Source organism: Bacillus atrophaeus (assembly GCF_039519175.1).
Taxonomy (GTDB): Bacteria; Bacillota; Bacilli; order Bacillales; family Bacillaceae; genus Bacillus; species Bacillus atrophaeus.
In genome coordinates this window covers 2,769,792-2,785,494 of sequence record NZ_CP154443.1, presented here as the reverse complement: position 1 = coordinate 2,785,494, position 15,703 = coordinate 2,769,792, and the positions used below count along the sequence as shown (strand labels likewise).

The 15,703-nt window shown below is 42.6% G+C and carries 17 protein-coding genes, 1 pseudogene and 2 riboswitches; of the genes and pseudogenes, 6 read left to right on the top strand and 12 right to left on the bottom strand.

Going from position 1 to position 15,703, the window contains the following annotated elements; translation table 11 throughout:
* Positions 1-21 precede the first annotated feature (21 nt).
* Positions 22-121, bottom strand: a riboswitch (SAM riboswitch).
* 36 nt (positions 122-157) lie between these two features.
* Positions 158-1,352: pseudogene (locus AAHT65_RS14185) on the bottom strand (pyridoxal phosphate-dependent aminotransferase).
* A 97-nt stretch (positions 1,353-1,449) separates the two neighbouring features.
* Here AAHT65_RS14185 and AAHT65_RS14180 point away from each other — a divergent pair.
* From AAHT65_RS14180 to mtnA, 3 genes are all read left to right on the top strand, one after another.
* On the top strand, positions 1,450-2,229 hold the full coding sequence (locus AAHT65_RS14180) for a carbon-nitrogen family hydrolase (protein WP_094231908.1): 780 nt from the start codon (positions 1,450-1,452) through the stop codon (positions 2,227-2,229).
* A 94-nt stretch (positions 2,230-2,323) separates the two neighbouring features.
* Positions 2,324-2,478, top strand: a riboswitch (SAM riboswitch).
* Between the two features lie 108 nt (positions 2,479-2,586).
* Positions 2,587-3,780, top strand: a complete 1,194-nt coding sequence (mtnK, locus tag AAHT65_RS14175) for an S-methyl-5-thioribose kinase (RefSeq protein ID WP_157763226.1) — start codon at positions 2,587-2,589, stop codon at positions 3,778-3,780.
* Positions 3,781-3,786: 6 nt separating this feature from the next.
* Complete coding sequence (mtnA, locus tag AAHT65_RS14170; protein ID WP_151290912.1) at positions 3,787-4,848, top strand: S-methyl-5-thioribose-1-phosphate isomerase; 1,062 nt, start codon at positions 3,787-3,789, stop codon at positions 4,846-4,848.
* Positions 4,849-4,883: 35 nt separating this feature from the next.
* On the opposite strand, the gene AAHT65_RS14165 is transcribed toward mtnA, so the two are convergent.
* From AAHT65_RS14165 to AAHT65_RS14155, 3 genes are all read right to left on the bottom strand, one after another.
* Positions 4,884-5,003 (bottom strand): hypothetical protein, encoded by a 120-nt coding sequence (locus tag AAHT65_RS14165; RefSeq protein ID WP_003327327.1) that lies wholly within the window; start codon positions 5,001-5,003, stop codon positions 4,884-4,886.
* Positions 5,004-5,094: 91 nt separating this feature from the next.
* Entirely contained in the window at positions 5,095-5,592 is a 498-nt protein-coding gene (locus tag AAHT65_RS14160) for a methylated-DNA--[protein]-cysteine S-methyltransferase (RefSeq protein ID WP_151290913.1), read from the bottom strand.
* Positions 5,589-7,808, bottom strand: a complete 2,220-nt coding sequence (locus tag AAHT65_RS14155; protein WP_063637598.1) for a PAS domain-containing sensor histidine kinase — start codon at positions 7,806-7,808, stop codon at positions 5,589-5,591. Before AAHT65_RS14155 ends, AAHT65_RS14160 begins: the two co-directional genes overlap by 4 nt.
* A 254-nt stretch (positions 7,809-8,062) precedes the next feature.
* On the opposite strand from AAHT65_RS14155, the gene AAHT65_RS14150 reads away from it, so the two are divergent.
* A complete protein-coding gene (locus AAHT65_RS14150; protein ID WP_088117045.1) occupies positions 8,063-9,085 on the top strand; it encodes an acyltransferase family protein in 1,023 nt (340 codons plus the stop codon).
* Between the two features lie 38 nt (positions 9,086-9,123).
* Here AAHT65_RS14150 and AAHT65_RS14145 read toward each other — a convergent pair whose 3' ends face one another.
* The 6 genes from AAHT65_RS14145 to htpX all read right to left on the bottom strand — a co-directional run bounded on the left by AAHT65_RS14145 (position 9,124) and on the right by htpX (position 12,504).
* On the bottom strand, positions 9,124-9,291 hold the full coding sequence (locus AAHT65_RS14145) for a hypothetical protein (protein WP_343310414.1): 168 nt from the start codon (positions 9,289-9,291) through the stop codon (positions 9,124-9,126).
* Positions 9,292-9,294: 3 nt separating this feature from the next.
* Positions 9,295-9,450, bottom strand: coding sequence for a hypothetical protein (locus AAHT65_RS14140; RefSeq protein WP_013390491.1), 156 nt, complete (start codon positions 9,448-9,450; stop codon positions 9,295-9,297).
* A complete protein-coding gene (locus tag AAHT65_RS14135) occupies positions 9,440-9,853 on the bottom strand; it encodes a DUF421 domain-containing protein (protein ID WP_343310413.1) in 414 nt (137 codons plus the stop codon). Before AAHT65_RS14135 ends, AAHT65_RS14140 begins: the two co-directional genes overlap by 11 nt.
* Positions 9,816-9,974 carry a hypothetical protein gene (locus AAHT65_RS14130; protein WP_343310412.1) on the bottom strand — a complete coding sequence of 53 codons (159 nt, stop codon included), beginning with the start codon at positions 9,972-9,974 and terminating at the stop codon, positions 9,816-9,818. The genes AAHT65_RS14135 and AAHT65_RS14130 overlap by 38 nt, the downstream gene beginning before the upstream one ends.
* 100 nt (positions 9,975-10,074) lie before the next feature.
* On the bottom strand, positions 10,075-11,424 hold the full coding sequence (locus tag AAHT65_RS14125) for a TrkH family potassium uptake protein (protein WP_343310411.1): 1,350 nt from the start codon (positions 11,422-11,424) through the stop codon (positions 10,075-10,077).
* Between the two features lie 183 nt (positions 11,425-11,607).
* A complete protein-coding gene (htpX, locus tag AAHT65_RS14120) occupies positions 11,608-12,504 on the bottom strand; it encodes a protease HtpX (RefSeq protein ID WP_343310410.1) in 897 nt (298 codons plus the stop codon).
* A gap of 173 nt (positions 12,505-12,677) precedes the next feature.
* On the opposite strand from htpX, the gene AAHT65_RS14115 reads away from it, so the two are divergent.
* Together AAHT65_RS14115 and AAHT65_RS14110 are read left to right on the top strand one after the other, a co-directional pair.
* Entirely contained in the window at positions 12,678-13,379 is a 702-nt protein-coding gene (locus AAHT65_RS14115) for a DUF1836 domain-containing protein (RefSeq protein ID WP_258729101.1), read from the top strand.
* Positions 13,380-13,511: 132 nt separating this feature from the next.
* Positions 13,512-13,706: an alpha/beta-type small acid-soluble spore protein gene (locus AAHT65_RS14110; protein ID WP_003327336.1), complete on the top strand. Its 195-nt coding sequence runs from the start codon at positions 13,512-13,514 to the stop codon at positions 13,704-13,706.
* 1 nt (position 13,707) lies between these two features.
* Here AAHT65_RS14110 and AAHT65_RS14105 read toward each other — a convergent pair whose 3' ends face one another.
* Positions 13,708-14,868 carry an anti-sigma factor domain-containing protein gene (locus AAHT65_RS14105; RefSeq protein WP_010788414.1) on the bottom strand — a complete coding sequence of 387 codons (1,161 nt, stop codon included), beginning with the start codon at positions 14,866-14,868 and terminating at the stop codon, positions 13,708-13,710.
* Positions 14,865-15,620 (bottom strand): RNA polymerase sigma factor SigI, encoded by a 756-nt coding sequence (gene sigI / locus AAHT65_RS14100; RefSeq protein ID WP_088117039.1) that lies wholly within the window; start codon positions 15,618-15,620, stop codon positions 14,865-14,867. Before sigI ends, AAHT65_RS14105 begins: the two co-directional genes overlap by 4 nt.
* Positions 15,621-15,703: the final 83 nt, after the last annotated feature.

Here is a 15,703-nt window from a genome sequence, read left to right as displayed (position 1 = left end):
GAGGCTTCGTTTTATGTCCGAATCTTATCTCTCAGCGCTTGCTGCAAGAATTAGCACCGTGCTTTACAAGTCGGTTGCCGGGCTTCATCGGGCTTGTCCCTCTGCCTGCTCTTGATAAGAATATAGATTTTATAAATTATTTTGAATTATCCCATCATTAAAGTGTGTTGTCAATGCTTTTTATTGAAAAGATTCAGTTTGCCGATACGGGAGGCCGCTTCTTTAAGACGTTCCTCGCTCGTTAATAAACCGACTCGAATATAGCCCTCTCCATATTCTCCAAACCCATTTCCAGAGGCAACGGCAACATTGGCTTTCTCAAGCAGCAAATCCGAGAATTCCTGGGAGGTATAGCCGTCTGGCACCGGAAGCCAGGCGAAAAATGATCCCGCCGGAGCCGTGACATCCCATCCGATCTCCCGGCAGGCTGTAATCCACGCCTGCCGTCTGCTCTCATACATGGCGTTTTGTTCAGCCACACACGTTTGGTCTGATAAGAGAGCCGCCGCTGCCGCTTGCTGTGTCGCCTTGAACAGACTGACAAACATATGGTCCTGATAAAGGTTAATGGCTTCAATCACAGATGCATTACCGACGGCAAATCCGACGCGCCAGCCCGCCATATTATACGTTTTAGACAATGTATAGATTTCTATGCCAATGTCCTTTGCCCCTTCAGTTTGTAAAAAGCTTAATGGCTTGTGCCCGTCAAAGCCAACTGCGCCGTATGCGAAATCATGAACGACACAGATGCCGTTTTCTTTAGCCAAGCTGACCGTTTCTTCAAAGAAATCCGAAGTAGCAACGGCTCCTGTCGGATTATTCGGATAATTCAAATACATCAGCTTAGCTTTTTCCTTTACGTCAGAGGAAAGGCGGCTGTAATCAGGCAGGAACCCCCTCTCCTCTATAAGCGGCATCATTTCCATTTCGGCTTTAGCAAGCGCAACCCCCGACCAATAATCTGGATAGCCCGGATCGGGAACTAAAATGGTGTCCCCTGGGTTTAATAAACATTGCGGAAGCTCGACAAGCCCCGCTTTTCCGCCGAATAAAATGGCAATTTCACTTTCCGGATCTGCTTTCACTCCGTATTCTCTTTGATAAAATGCCGCTGCTGCTTTTTTTAAATGATAGGAGCCGCGGAATGATGAGTATTTGTGGTTCTCTGGGTCTGCGATCGCGTTTTTCATTTCTTCGACAATATGATCCGGTGTCGGCTGATCAGGATTTCCCTGCCCTAAATTGATGACGTCGTGCCCTTCTTGCAGTTTTTTGTTCACCTTTTTGACTAAAGAAGCAAAAAACTGTTCGGGAAGCTGTGTTAACACGTGAGAATGTTCAAATTTCATCTGTTTTCACCTTCTAAAAAAATTTCTTGAAATGATAGTCCATCATCATATATGGTTATATATAAAAAGTAAAGGGAAACTTGGAGGTGCTGCAGAGGTGAAATGGACCATATCCTGTCTTCAATTTGATATTGCATACGGTAATCCTTCAGAAAATATAAAAAAAGCTGAATCTTTAATCGAAAAAGAAAGTAAACACGCCGATGTTCTCGTTCTTCCTGAATTGTGGACGACCGGCTACGATCTGACAAACCTTGACCTGTTAGCGGATGATGACGGTCTCGCTGCTCAAAGCTGGCTGAAAAAGACCGCAAAAACGCATGGTGTCCACCTAGTCGCCGGTTCTGTCGCCGTCAGAAAAGGCGGCCATATCTATAATACGATGTACATTGCGGATAAAGAAGGAAAGATCGTTAAAGAGTACAGCAAAGCCCATCTGTTCCAGCTGATGGATGAACACCTTTATTTATCGGCCGGCTCGGCTGATGGTTATTTTGAACTTGACGGCGTCAAAAGCTCGGGACTGATTTGCTACGATATCCGTTTTCCAGAATGGATTAGAAAGCATACGACAAAGGGCGCAAACCTGTTGTTTATTTCAGCGGAATGGCCTCTGCCCCGCCTCGACCATTGGAAAAGCCTTCTTATTGCCAGAGCGATTGAAAACCAATGCTTTATCGCGGCCTGCAACTGCACCGGGTCAAACCCCGACAATGAGTTTGCCGGCCACAGCCTGATTATTGATCCGTGGGGCCGTATTTTAGCAGAGGGCTCTAAGGAAGAAGGTGCTGTACGGGCAGAGGTTGATATAGAAGAAAGTGAAGCCGTACGGAAACAGATTCCCGTTTTCGCAGACCTTCGAAAAGATTTATATTAATATTGCACAACAAAAGTTGTTGACAAATAAACGAAGCACCTGTTAACATTTTCATCAACTGATTAATTCGAATTGCAAGACAAGTGAATATTTTCTCTTATCGAGAGTTGGGCGAGGGATTGGCCTTTTGACCCCAACAGCAACCGACCGTAATGCCATTGTGAAATGGGGCGCACAGATTTTGCGCCGAGACGTTAGTCTCATTAAGGCACGGTGCTAATTCCATCAGATTTATCTGAGAGATAAGAGAGGCGAAACGTGTCTGTTAGCCTCCTTCTCTCCAGAGAAGGAGGCTTTTTTTATTGGCCATCCCCCCGCATTACATAAACAGCTATTCATATTGGAGGGTAAATAATCATGGCAGCAACCACAACACCATTGTATGAAACGTTAAATGAAAGCTCCGCTGTTGCATTGGCGGTTAAGCTCGGCTTATTTCCAAGTAAAAGCACATTGACTTGCCAAGAAATCGGCGACGGAAATTTAAATTATGTTTTTCACGTGTATGATCAAGAAAAGGAAAGAGGACTGATTATTAAGCAAGCCGTCCCTTATGCAAAAGTAGTCGGCGAAAGCTGGCCGTTAACGATCGACCGGGCGAGAATTGAAAGCAGCGCGCTGATCCGCCAAGGAGAACATGTGCCTCATCTTGTGCCCAGAGTCTATTATTCTGACACAGCCATGGCGGTTACCGTCATGGAAGACCTGTCTCATCTGCAGATCGCCAGAAAAGGATTACTAGAAGGGAAGAATTTTCCGAGTCTGTCGGCACACATGGGAGAATTTTTAGGGAAAACTCTTTTCTACTCCTCTAATTACGCGCTTAAACCGCAAGTAAAGAAACAGCTGGTAAAACAATTTACGAACCCTGAGCTTTGCGACATAACTGAAAGACTCGTGTTTACAGATCCTTTCTTTGACAACGACACAAATGATTTTGAAGAAGAACTTCGCCCCTATGCAGAGGAACTGTGGCAAAACAATAGTTTAAAAATAGAAGCGGCGAAGCTGAAACAATTATTTTTAACGTCGGCGGAAAGCTTGATTCACGGTGATCTTCATACAGGAAGTATTTTTGCAAGCCAAGAAGAAACAAAGGTGATTGATCCTGAGTTTGCGTTTTATGGACCAATCGGCTTTGATGTCGGACAATTCATCGCAAATCTCTTATTAAACGCACTCGGCCGCGAAGTAGAAGCAAGAGAGCCTCTGTATGAACATGTAAATATCGTATGGGATACATTCAAGCAAACATTCAGTGAGGCGTGGAAAAAAGACAGCCTTGAAGCATACTCGAAAATAGACGGATATCTTGAAGACACCTTGGCACACATTTTTTCAGATGCTGTCGGCTTTGCCGGTTGTGAGCTGATCCGCCGCACAATCGGGCTGGCGCACGTTGCAGATCTTGACACCATCGTGCCATTTGATAAACGAATTGAAAGAAAAAGGCTTGCACTAGAAATCGGCGCGGTGCTTGTTGAAAAACGCGAGCAGCTGAAAACAATTACCGATGTTCTTAAACAATTTAAGCAACATCTAAAGGAATGATGAATGATGAGCACTCAATTTACAGGTCCCCGTTCAGTAGAATGGAAAGAAACATATATTCATATTTTAAACCAGCAAAAGCTTCCCGATGTCACTGAATATCTTGAACTGACAACGAAAGAGGATGTTTTTAACGCTATTGTCACATTGAAGGTGAGAGGCGCTCCGGCAATCGGAATTACCGCTGCGTTCGGACTCGCTCTTGCTGCTAAAGATATAGAAGCGGCAGATGTTTCTGAATTCCGCCAGAAGCTTGCTCCGATCAAGGATTATTTAAACAGCTCAAGACCGACAGCCGTTAACCTGTTTTGGGCGCTTGAAAGGCTCAGCCGTTCTATTCAGTATGCAACATCGGTAAACGAAGCAAAAACAAACCTTGTCCATGAAGCCATACAGATTCAGGTTGAAGATGAAGAAACGTGCCGGATGATTGGCCAAAACGCGCTGCAGCTTTTTAAAAAAGGCGATCAGATTATGACAATCTGCAATGCCGGTTCGATTGCTACGAGCCGGTATGGAACGGCACTTGCCCCTTTTTATCTGGCTAAACAAAAGGATCTCGGACTTCATATTTACGCCTGTGAAACAAGGCCGGTCCTCCAAGGGTCCCGGCTCACTGCATGGGAGCTGATGCAGGGCGGCATTGATGTCACGCTGATCACGGACAGCATGGCGGCTCACACCATGAAAGAAAAACATATTTCCGCCGTCATCGTCGGGGCAGACCGAATCGCAAAAAATGGAGACACAGCGAACAAAATCGGCACATACGGCCTTGCCATTTTAGCTCAAGCCTTTCAAATTCCGTTTTTTGTGGCGGCTCCTTTATCAACGTTTGACTTGCAAGTCGAAAGCGGCGACGATATTCCGATTGAAGAAAGAGATCCTGAAGAAGTGAGACAGATCTCCGGCGTTCGGACCGCTCCGGCTGATGTTCATGTGTTCAATCCGGCTTTTGATATTACACCCCACAGCCTTATCTCAGGCATTATTACCGAAAAGGGAATCCTGACGGGCTGTTATGCAGAAGAAATCGAACAATTATTTGCAGAATCCCATGTAAACTAAAAAACCGCAACGGCTTTGCTCACATTCGGGCAGAGTCAGCGGTTTTTTTGCTTTGTCAGCTTTATGATTTCGTTCTTTTGGGAGCTTGATAATACATGTAATTTTACAAACAGCTCTGCAAACCCGGCGATTTTATCTGGGCGGCTCAGCTTCATTACTCATTGTCCTCCTTTTTCACCAGACCAACTTTTTTAACTTTGTAAAATTATATGTCTCAAGTGAAAAAATTGGAACGTGCCATATGTTTTATTTTTCTTTATAGGGGATTTGCTCTATGCGAAGCAATACTGCCTTTACATTTGTTCTGCTGCCCGCATAACCGGTTAACGCCCTATTCTTCCCAATGACTCTATGGCACGGCACAAATATCGGCAATGCGTTTCTCTTGTTGGCTTGTCCGACTGCGCGAACAGCTTTAGGACTGCCGACTGCGGCCGCGATATCGGCATAGCTTCTGGACTCGCCGTACGGGATCGTGTCGAGCGCCTGCCACACTTTTTGCTGAAAAAACGTTCCCTTTTGGGCCAGCGGCAGTGAGAATGTTTTTCTATCACCGGCAAAATACTCCCGCAACTGCTGCTTTGCCTCTTTTAAAATAGGTGTCTCCTGTTTTTCCGCCATGGGAGCCGCTTCTTTCCATTTCAGAAAATCCTCTTCACTGAGCAGTAAACGCGTAATTTTGCTTTCTTCCTCCACAATGGCAACTTCCCCCAAAGGGGTTTCTGTTATCTCATAGCAGCTCATTCGTCGTTCCCTCTTTCCTCATTATGCTGGCGGAGCGGCAGCGTTAAATGAAATACGGTTCCTCTGCCCTCTTCACTTTCTACCGTTATTTTTCCTTGGTGTTCTTCAATAATTTTATAGCTTACCATAAGTCCGAGTCCAGTGCCCCGTTCTTTTGTTGTATAAAAAGGCTCTCCAAGCCGTTTTAATTTATCCTCTGTTATTCCGATGCCTTCATCTTGCAGGGAGATGAGAATATGATCCGGGCCGGACGGCTGAATTTTCACATATACATTGCCTCCCTTAGGCATAACTTCAATGGCGTTTTTTAAAATATTGATAAATACTTGTTTCAGCTGATTGGGCTCACAATAGATCGGAGGAATGGTTTCGATCAGATCCAGATGCATTTGAACATTGCTGAGATTGGCTTGGGCGTGGAGAAGGTCCATTGTATCCTGCATGATGTCGGTCACATTTTTTTCTTCATACATGATCGCCTGCGGCTTCGCTAATATTAGAAATTCTGTGATGATGGATTCAATCCGCTTTAATTCCGAGGTGATGACATTAAAGTAAAGGGCATAATCACCTTCAACACTCCCCTGCAGAAGCTGGATAAAGCCTTTGAGCGCGGTCATCGGATTTCTGATTTCATGGGCGATGCCGGCGGCAAGCTCTCCCACTACATGCAAAGTGTCGGATTTTCGAAGCCGTTCTTCAAGCTCCTTACGCTCGGTGACATCTTTAAAAATAGCAAGATTCATATTTTGAATAATATGGCGTTTAAAAGAGAATTCCAATTTCCGATTTTCCTTGCCGCTTAACAAAAAGGGAATTTCATTATCCATTTCTTCAAGATTAATCTGCCTGGCTGAAGAAGTCAGATTTTCAATATCATAGGCAGAAATGATATCCAGCAGACTGTGCTTTTTGATCTCTTCATGGGACAGGCCTAAAATATCGCTCGCTAACGGATTGGCATCAATAATGCGATATTTGTTATCAAATAACACGTTTCCGTCCATCGAGCCGTTAAAGACTTTTCTGAATTTCAATTCGCTTTCTCTAAGTTCTTTCTCCATCCTTTTTCGATCGCTTACATTTCTAAAAATCGTTAAATGCTGGCCTTCCAATATCGTTCGTTTTGAAGTGAACTCCAGCTCTTTAAACTGCCCGTTCCCCATTTGAAAGAGCAGCTCATCTCTAATCTCCCCGAATTTTTCATATTTCTTTTTCGTGCACCGGTATTTTTGATGCGAAACAACGAGAAAGTCACACAGTTTTCTTTGAACAAGCTGATTCATCGGCAGTTCAAAAATTTTGCACGCCGATTGGTTCGCCTTCACAATTCTTCCGTCGTCCGACCAAATGAGAATAGCGTCCATCGCATTTTCGAAAATTTCTCTGAACCGCTCTTCGCTTTTAAACAGCTGTATTTCCATGGAGCGTTTCTCGGTAATGTCTCTCATAATTGACATGTAAAAGCCGTTGATGATATTAGAGGTAATTGTGAATTCAAACAGCTTTTGGCCGCCTGAACGGAGTCTGACTGGAAGCTCTCCTTTCGCTTTGCCTTTCCTGTGGATCGTTTCCCAAATGCTCTGAAAGTCTTTTTCGTTTGTTTTATCTATAAATTCTCCGAAAGATAAATGAGACAGCTCGTTTTGGCCAATTTCGAAACTCTTGCAAAATGACAGATTCGCGTCTATGAAACAGCCTTCTCTGTCAAAGAGCACAATCCCGTCAACAGCTCTGTCGAACAAATCCTTAAATAACTGTTCATTCATAGAGAATTCCCGCTCTAAAATCTTTTTAGATGAGATGTCCCGCATAACTACAAAAAAGGAATCTTCTCCACTTTCCTTTTTCGCAAGAAATTCGATATACTTTGTCGCTCCGCTGTCCAGCCTGATCGGGACCTCTTTCCACAAAAATCCTTTATTAAAAAATTTCTTAATCGCAATGACAAGCTCTTCTTCTGGAATGGCGAACAAAAAGTCTAGCACCGAACGTGCTTTTAATTCTTCCGGTTTGACTTGCAGCATCCTGGCCGCCGCCTCATTTGCCTGAACAATTTTCATTTCTTTATTACATATAAAAATAGCATCCAGCGTGTTATTTACAATCACTTGATGCTGATTCAATTCCTTTTTCAGACGGTCATTTTCTTCCTGAAGCTGCTTCAGCTGATTTTGAAGCTGTAAACTTGTTTCCAAATCAAGAGTTTCAGCCATTCATTGTACACTCCTTCTTCAAAACCTATCCTCCAATATTTCTACAAGATGTCCCATCTTCCTTCATTTGCCCTATAAATTTCAGAAAATTTCAGCGGGATTACATTCTGAAGACATTTTAAACGATCCTTACCTCCGTTTTACATCGTTCTAACAATCACCCGATTTCCGAGATCATTTTTGAGGTTTTATTTTAAAATGAATACCAACAGGGAATAATCTTTTAGTGAATGATTTGAAGAGAAGGTGATGCTATGAACAAATCGCGTGACAGTTATTTTGATAATGCAAAATTTTTGCTGATATTCCTTGTTGTTTTTGGCCATATTCTCCGTTCTTTTATTAATGATAACGAGTTTATGCTGTACCTCTACAAGTTCATTTACACCTTTCACATGCCCGCCTTTATTCTTGTATCAGGCTATTTCGCCAAAGGCTTTAAACGGTCAGGTTATGTGAAAAAGCTGGCTGTTAAGCTGATTATTCCGTATTTGATTTTCCAAAGCATCTATTCTGTTTTTTATTATGTGGTTCAAGATGAAAGCATGACGAACGTCAATCCGATTGACCCGCAATGGTCACTTTGGTTTTTGGTCAGTTTGTTCTTTTGGAACCTGCTGCTGTATCCTTTTACAAAGCTTCCAAAGCATTGGGCGCTTTTTGTCAGTTGCGGAGCGGCGGTCCTTATTGGTTATATCGATTTCATCAGCAGCACGCTGAGCCTGTCCAGAACGTTTGTATTTTTACCGATGTTCCTTGTCGGATTTTATTTAAATAAAGAGCATTTTGATTTGCTGCGGTCTGCCAGAGGGAAACAAATTGCAGCCGGTGTGCTCGCCTCGGTTTTCGTTATTTGCTGGGGTGTTGATTTTGATTATTCGTGGCTGTTTGGCTCCAAGCCATATTCATCTTTCGGTGATGTGACCTTGATCAGCGGTTTGACCCGTATAGGATGGTATGTTCTCTCTTTCGCAGCGACTTTCAGCTTTCTGGCTCTCGTCCCTCAAAAACGCTACTTTTTCACAAAATGGGGCACCAGAACATTTTATGTATATCTGCTTCACGGGTTTATCATTAAAACGTTGAGGCAAATCGGGCTGGAGGATGGATTGACCAATTACCAGAACCTGGTGATGCTGCTTATTTTAACGGCTGCTCTCACGTCCATATTATCCAGCAACTTTGTCAAAACAGTTGCTCAGCCATTTATAGAACTGAGGATGACCAACTTGCTTCAGTTGGCGAAAGGGAACAGAAAAAATGCATACTTGAAATAATAAGGACCTCTCAGGCGTTTTGCCTAAGAGGTATTTTTTCATTTGCAGTTTTTCTCTTTTCTCTTCGGTTTTGTTTGTTCAAGTGTTTCAATGAGCTTGCCGGCGTTATAATCTCCGAGCTCACTTGAAAATTCTTCTTCAAGCACTTTTTTATTCATCGGCTTTTTATGATTTTGCATATCCTTGCTGTGCTGATTTTTCCCCATTGATTACTCGCCCCCTTGCTTTCCATGTTTTGAATTGCGGTTTGCTCCTCTTAATCCGGGATCACCATCATATTGAGTCAAATACGCATTCTTATCCATACTTTCTGTCGGTGTGTTGTTGTTTTTTCCTGCTTCATTGATGGCAGATTTACGTTTCATCAATATCCCTCCTGTTTGCTTGTATGAGCTCTGCTTTTAATTCATTGAGTAAAAACCGGACCTGCTGTACTGTGACCGGTTTTGCTTCATCGTAAAGCTCGTAGCCGATTTGGCCGTTCGGTTCTAAGGAAACTTCTTTGAAATCCTTGATTTGCCTAAAACCTTCCTGTCTCAGTCTCATTTTCAGCTGAGCTTCCGTTAAGCGCATTTTTTTCAAGTTTTTTTGATTGATACTTCCGTTTTCCACAATCGTGATGGTTTTTCCTGATAACAACTTTTCAAAAAAGTCAGTTTTAATTTGCAAAATTTCCATAACAAGCAGAGCGAAAATAAAAACAGAGGCGGCTAAAATCGTTTCCCATAAACTATGTGCGATAAAAGGCTGAATAATAACCAGAGCCAATCGAAATCATGATGACCGTTTGAGTAACGGACAGCTGGCTGATTGATTTGCGTCCGGCAATCCGCAATAGTATAATGCCTACCACAATCATGACAGCTGATTTCCACAGTACTGCAAACAATTGATTTCACCTCTTTACTCGTTAGAATCTCCAACTGGTAAATCGCCACACATCTTTTTTTTGGCAATTAAAAAACACCGCGCAAGGGGCGGTGTTTTTCTTATCCGATAATCACTCTTTCCTTCGGATAATGGTAATTGGCTTCTATCTCCTTCCGGCCGATTAAATACAGGAAAGTAAGGATGCCGATACGTCCGATGAACATGACAATCATGATTACACATTTTCCGATGTCGCTTAAATCAGCCGTAATTCCCAGTGACAAGCCGGTTGTACCGAACGCAGAGCATACTTCAAACAACAGCTCGAGCAGAGAGTGTTTTTCAGTAATGGTTAAGATGAGTGTCGATCCAAAAACGAGCAGGATGGCCATCATTGTCACGACGAGAGATTTCAGTAAATCTGCAGGATGAAGCTCTCGCTTAAAGACCTTGACCGCTTTATTCCCGCGGGCAAAATGAAACAACGCGAGCAGATTCAGCGCAAAGGTCGTCGTCCGGATTCCTCCGCCGACAGAGCTTGGCGAAGCGCCGATAAACATGAGCGCGCATATAAAAAATAATGTCGGCTCTGACAGCTGGCTGATATCTATCGTTGCCATTCCCCCGCTTCGAGTGGCGGTTGACTGGAACAATGATAAAAATAAAATGTCGTGCCACGATTTTCCCGCAAATGAGTGTTTGGCTTCGAGTACAAATACACCCACCGCTCCGAAAAACACGAGGAATCCAAACGTAATCGTCGTCAGTTTCGTAAATAGGGTGAAAGGGTATCTGCGCTGCTTTGAAAACAGAAAATCCTTCACTTCCACAAGAACCGGAAATCCGATGGCGCCTAAAATAATCAGCAGTATTGTAATAAATTGCACGAAATAATCATGCCTAAATGGAACCATCGAATTCCCCGTAATATCAAAACCGCCATTTGTTGTGGCGCTCACACTGGCGAAAAAGCCGTGTAAATATGCTTCTGAAAAAGAATCGTAATAAGTAAGGAAGTACGTTCCGAGTATAAGCCCTCCAAAAAATTCGATCCATAATATGAGAAAAAGCACCTGTTTCATAAGATTGACGATGCCGGAGAATTGTGTCTGGTTTTGATCCACCATAATCAGTTTGCGCTCTTTAAGTCCGATCCGTTTCCCCATGATCAGCCAGATAAAGGTTCCTAACGTCATAATGCCGATTCCGCCGAATTGCAGTACAAACGCAAGTATCACAATACCTGTCGTACTGAATGTGTCGGCTGTACTCACAACGGTCAGACCTGTGACACTGACTGAGCTGACCGCAGTAAAAAGAGCATCTATAAACGACCAGTGCGCTCCCTGCTTATGGGCGGCAGGCAGGCTCAGTAATATAAACGCAACCGTGACTGCCAAAAAGTAATATAAAGCAATCAATTGGGCCGGCGATAATACTTGTATGAGTTTTCCAAGCTTAAATTTCATGTATATTCCTTCTGCCTCTCATTTTTAGTACGTAATTATTCTAAAGATATTAGTCCGTTTTTTAAAGGCTTTTTTCTTAATTTGTGTATTTTATCATCGTTCTAGCCAAAAGAACACATACTTGTGTTCTTTTTAATAAAAAAACCCTCTGAACAGGGTTCAAAGGGTGATAGAAGTTTTCATTTATTTAGCTTCCAAACGGCGGATTCTTTCGTCTAAGTCCGGGTGGGTGGAGAAAAGGGAAGAATGCTTTTTCCCATTGATTTTCAATGTCTGCACTGCTGTCTGTTCCTCTTCTACCACGCGTGAAGAGTAATGTTTCAGCGTTTGCAGGGCATGAATCATTTTATCCTTTCCGGCAAGGTCCGCTCCTCCGCGGTCAGCATGAAACTCACGATGACGCGAGTATGCGAAAACCACGAGGCTTCCGAGAATCGAAAACACAATTTGAAACACAATCACCGCGATAAAATGAACAATCGGGGCAAGGTCTTCTTTTACAAAACGGCTTGCGATCCAGGCTGCGATACGCGATAAGAACACAACAAACGTATTCACGATACCTTGGAGAAGCGTCATTGTCACCATGTCACCGTTGGCGATATGAGCCACCTCATGGGCAAGCACGCCTTCAACCGCAGCGTCATCCATTTGCTGCAAAAGGCCTGAAGATACAGCGACAAGGGAACGGCGTTTTGACGGCCCCGTAGCAAACGCATTAACCTCGGATGAGTTATAAATTCCAACCTCAGGCATTTTCGTTAAACCGGCGGTACGCGACAATCTGTGTACCCGGTCGACCAATTGCTGTTCATCGTGGCTTAGCGCTTGCTTCTCTGGGTTCAGCACTCTGACGCCCATCATCATTTTCGCCATCCATCTGGACATCAGGAGGGACATAAAGGAACCGACAAAGCCTACGACAAGACTGAAGACTAACAATGCACCGACATGGATGCCGCCGTCAGCCTTGAAATACGTTCCGACGCCTGTCGCCGCGCCAATGATGGAAAGCACAATTCCAATGGTTGTGATAACCAAAATATTTGTTAAAATAAACAGAAATATTCTTTTCGCCATAATTACCTCCGCCATTTTAAGTTCTAATGAACCTGTATATAATTAAATTATAAATCATCCATTTGAAAATGCAAGGATTTAGACGTATGATGTTTATGTTGAAAATCGGCGCATAAGCAAATGAAATCATATTTCTTAATTTTTCTGCGTCAAAATGAATCATGAGGTGAATGATGAACACTTTTAAACTCACTCGAACGGAAATGGTCAAACTGCTTTACGCCTTAAAAGGACAAGGTGAAACAAGCCCTCTTCAAGTTTTGATCAGATCAGCGAATATGACGTTAGAAGAAGCGGAAAATCATCTTTATATCCCTGAATTTCTTACCAGATACGAACGAAAAAAACAGAAAAAAGAATATGGATTGTCCACTAACGAAATCGTTGAGCTTGGAAATTTGTGCGAGCTTACGTCATTAAAATCGACGGCAATTCAAAATTGGGTCAAACGAGATATCAAAGACCTGATGGGCCATCCTGAGCTTGGCAAAAAGTATTCGATTGAACAAGTTGTCATTCTTTTAATTGTACGGGATTTAAAATCAATTTATGACTTTGAAAGCATTCGCGCCATATTAAAAGTTGTCTTTAACACCATTACGGACAGAACCGATGATATTATCAGCCCGATCTCCTATTATGAAAGCTGCGCCCTCGTGCTTGATTTCATGCACCATCAAGTAAGCGCGTCATTGAAAGAAGCCAGATTGCAGCCGCTTGTTGAAAAGCAAACAGACCTGCTTCGTGACCGCTTTAAAGAGCTCAATGATACGCAATGGAAAAAAATAAGGCAGATTATCGCGGTGACCGTCCTCTCTGTTTTATCGTTTCATATCCAGGCGACAGCGCTCCAAATGACTTCTGACATTCTATAGTAAGCCCCTCGTTCCCGGCCGTTATGCCGGGTTTTTTAGTTTCACCACAACAATTGCCAGCATAAAAAGAAGGATCTCACTTCAAACTAATCATGCGTAAAGAATCTTTCCAGAGAAAAGGAGATGAAAAAGATGGCGAGCAGAAATAAACTCGTTGTTCCAGGGGCTGAGCAGGCACTAGACCAATTTAAATACGAAGTAGCTCAAGAATTCGGCGTTAATCTTGGCTCTGATACAGTAGCTCGTTCTAACGGCTCTGTAGGCGGAGAAATGACAAAGCGTCTTGTACAGCAAGCACAATCACAATTAAACGGACAAAACAAATAAATCAATTGGCATATTCGCCGGGAATTCTCGGCGAATTTTCATTTTGATTTGATTCGCTGCCGTTTCTATAGCCATTAGGATTCCGGCGGTCAGAAGAATTATAATTCCGGTGGTATGAAGAATCATGTTCCCCTCTTTCCCGCTTCCCATTTTTATATTCCCGGCTGTCATGCTTGCCCTTATACTCTTCATCTTTTCCTTTATCTTGAGGATCTTGTGTTGGGGTTTGCTCTGTTTCCCCATCCTTTTCTGCATTTGTTTTCTCTTCTGATTCATTTACATTCGTATCTTTATCGTTTTTTTGATCATCTTGATCTGTCGACTCTTCTTTCTGTTCGCCTGAATCCGACTCGTTTAATTGCTCATTGTCTTCTTTTTGGCTGTTTTCCTGGTCTGTTTGCGGATTATCCCCCTCGTTTACAGACTCTTTTTCGTTCTCTGTATCATTTTGATCATCCTTATTTGAATCCTCATCCGTCTTTTCTTTATTGTTTTTCTTTTCGTTTTGTCTGATATAAGTGCCTGTAGACATTCCTTCCTTTTTTGCTTTTTCTCTTGTATCCAAATCGGATTCAAGGGATTCCATATGGTATGTTTTCTTATATTTGTTTGTCACGTCACTCAGTTGTTTTTTCACGCCTGATTTATATGTATCGTCTTTTGTGTTCTCGTAAACTGTGGAAATCAAAATTTCTTTGGATTCCTTTACATATCCTTGTTCGCTGCAATCGGTAATAATAGCATCAATAACCTGCTTGAAGTCAGACTTCTCCCAATCATTAATATCACTGACAATCCGTTTTCCTTCATCATTCAGAGGCGTCAGCTCAATAACTTCGTATTCGCTGTTCAAAGCCATCTCAAAGCTCGGATTAATATCAATTGTCATGTACGCATAGGCTTTGTTGTTTGAAAAAACGGGGAGCACCATAAAAATAAAAAGCATAATAGCAGTCATCGTAAAAATCCCCATTTTGAAAGGGCGCAGTCTGAGAATATCAAAAAAGCTGGCCCTTCTGCCCATACGCGTCTCACTCGGAAACATAATTTCTTCTCCGATTTCACCGTTATGGCGATCATTTTTTGTTTTTAAAAATTGTCCGTCAGGGGTCAGCAACGTGACAGATTTTTTATTTTTTTCTACTATGATCCCTCTTCTCATGAGTGCAGCACCCCTTTAAGATAATCTTTCAAATACACATAATCACCTGTAATAATAATACACATGGCAATAATATATTTTCTGTTTCGTTCAATTGTTTTTCTGCTCACTGTGACGAGCTGCTCCAGCTGTTTTACCGGCAGCTGCTTCTTTTGGTAAAGGATAGCGGCTAATTCTTCATGCTCCACAAGCGTAACCGCAACCTTTATGGCATTTTGCCTTGCGTCTGAATGCTTCGGCGAGTGGTCGAGCAGTTCTTGAAAAGTAAGACCGTACTCTTTGAGCTGCTTTTGGAAATAAAGAATTTCCTCACGCCGCTGCTCCTGCTCTATCAGGCGGTGGTACTCATCAATGGAAAGCTCCGCTTCAATCAGGCTTTGCGAAGATTCCTGATCGTCCCCCTCCTGTAAATCCATATTAATATTTTGCGCGTTTCTTGCTTCTTTTCTGATATAGTCAATTACTTTTCTTTTTATAATAAGCTCTGCGAATGCGAGCAGCGAGTTGCCTTTTTCAGGTGAATATTTTTCGATTGCTTCGTTAAATGCGATCAGCCCGATGCTGAACTCATCGTCTTTTTCATCTATATATCGTTTGCAAACGGATGAAACCGTCTTGGCGATAAAAGGCTTATACTGCTGTATTAATTCATTTTGAAGTTCTTTATTGCCTTTTTGGATGCTTTCAACAGATTTCTCAAGCGTTTGTTTCTTTCTTCCCAATTTAAACAAAAGGCTAAGCACTGGTTTCACCTCAGTTCCTCCCTATAACTACTCATTAATGATAGCTAATTTGATAGGGATTCGCAAAGGAAGAAAAAGAGAAATTGATTTCC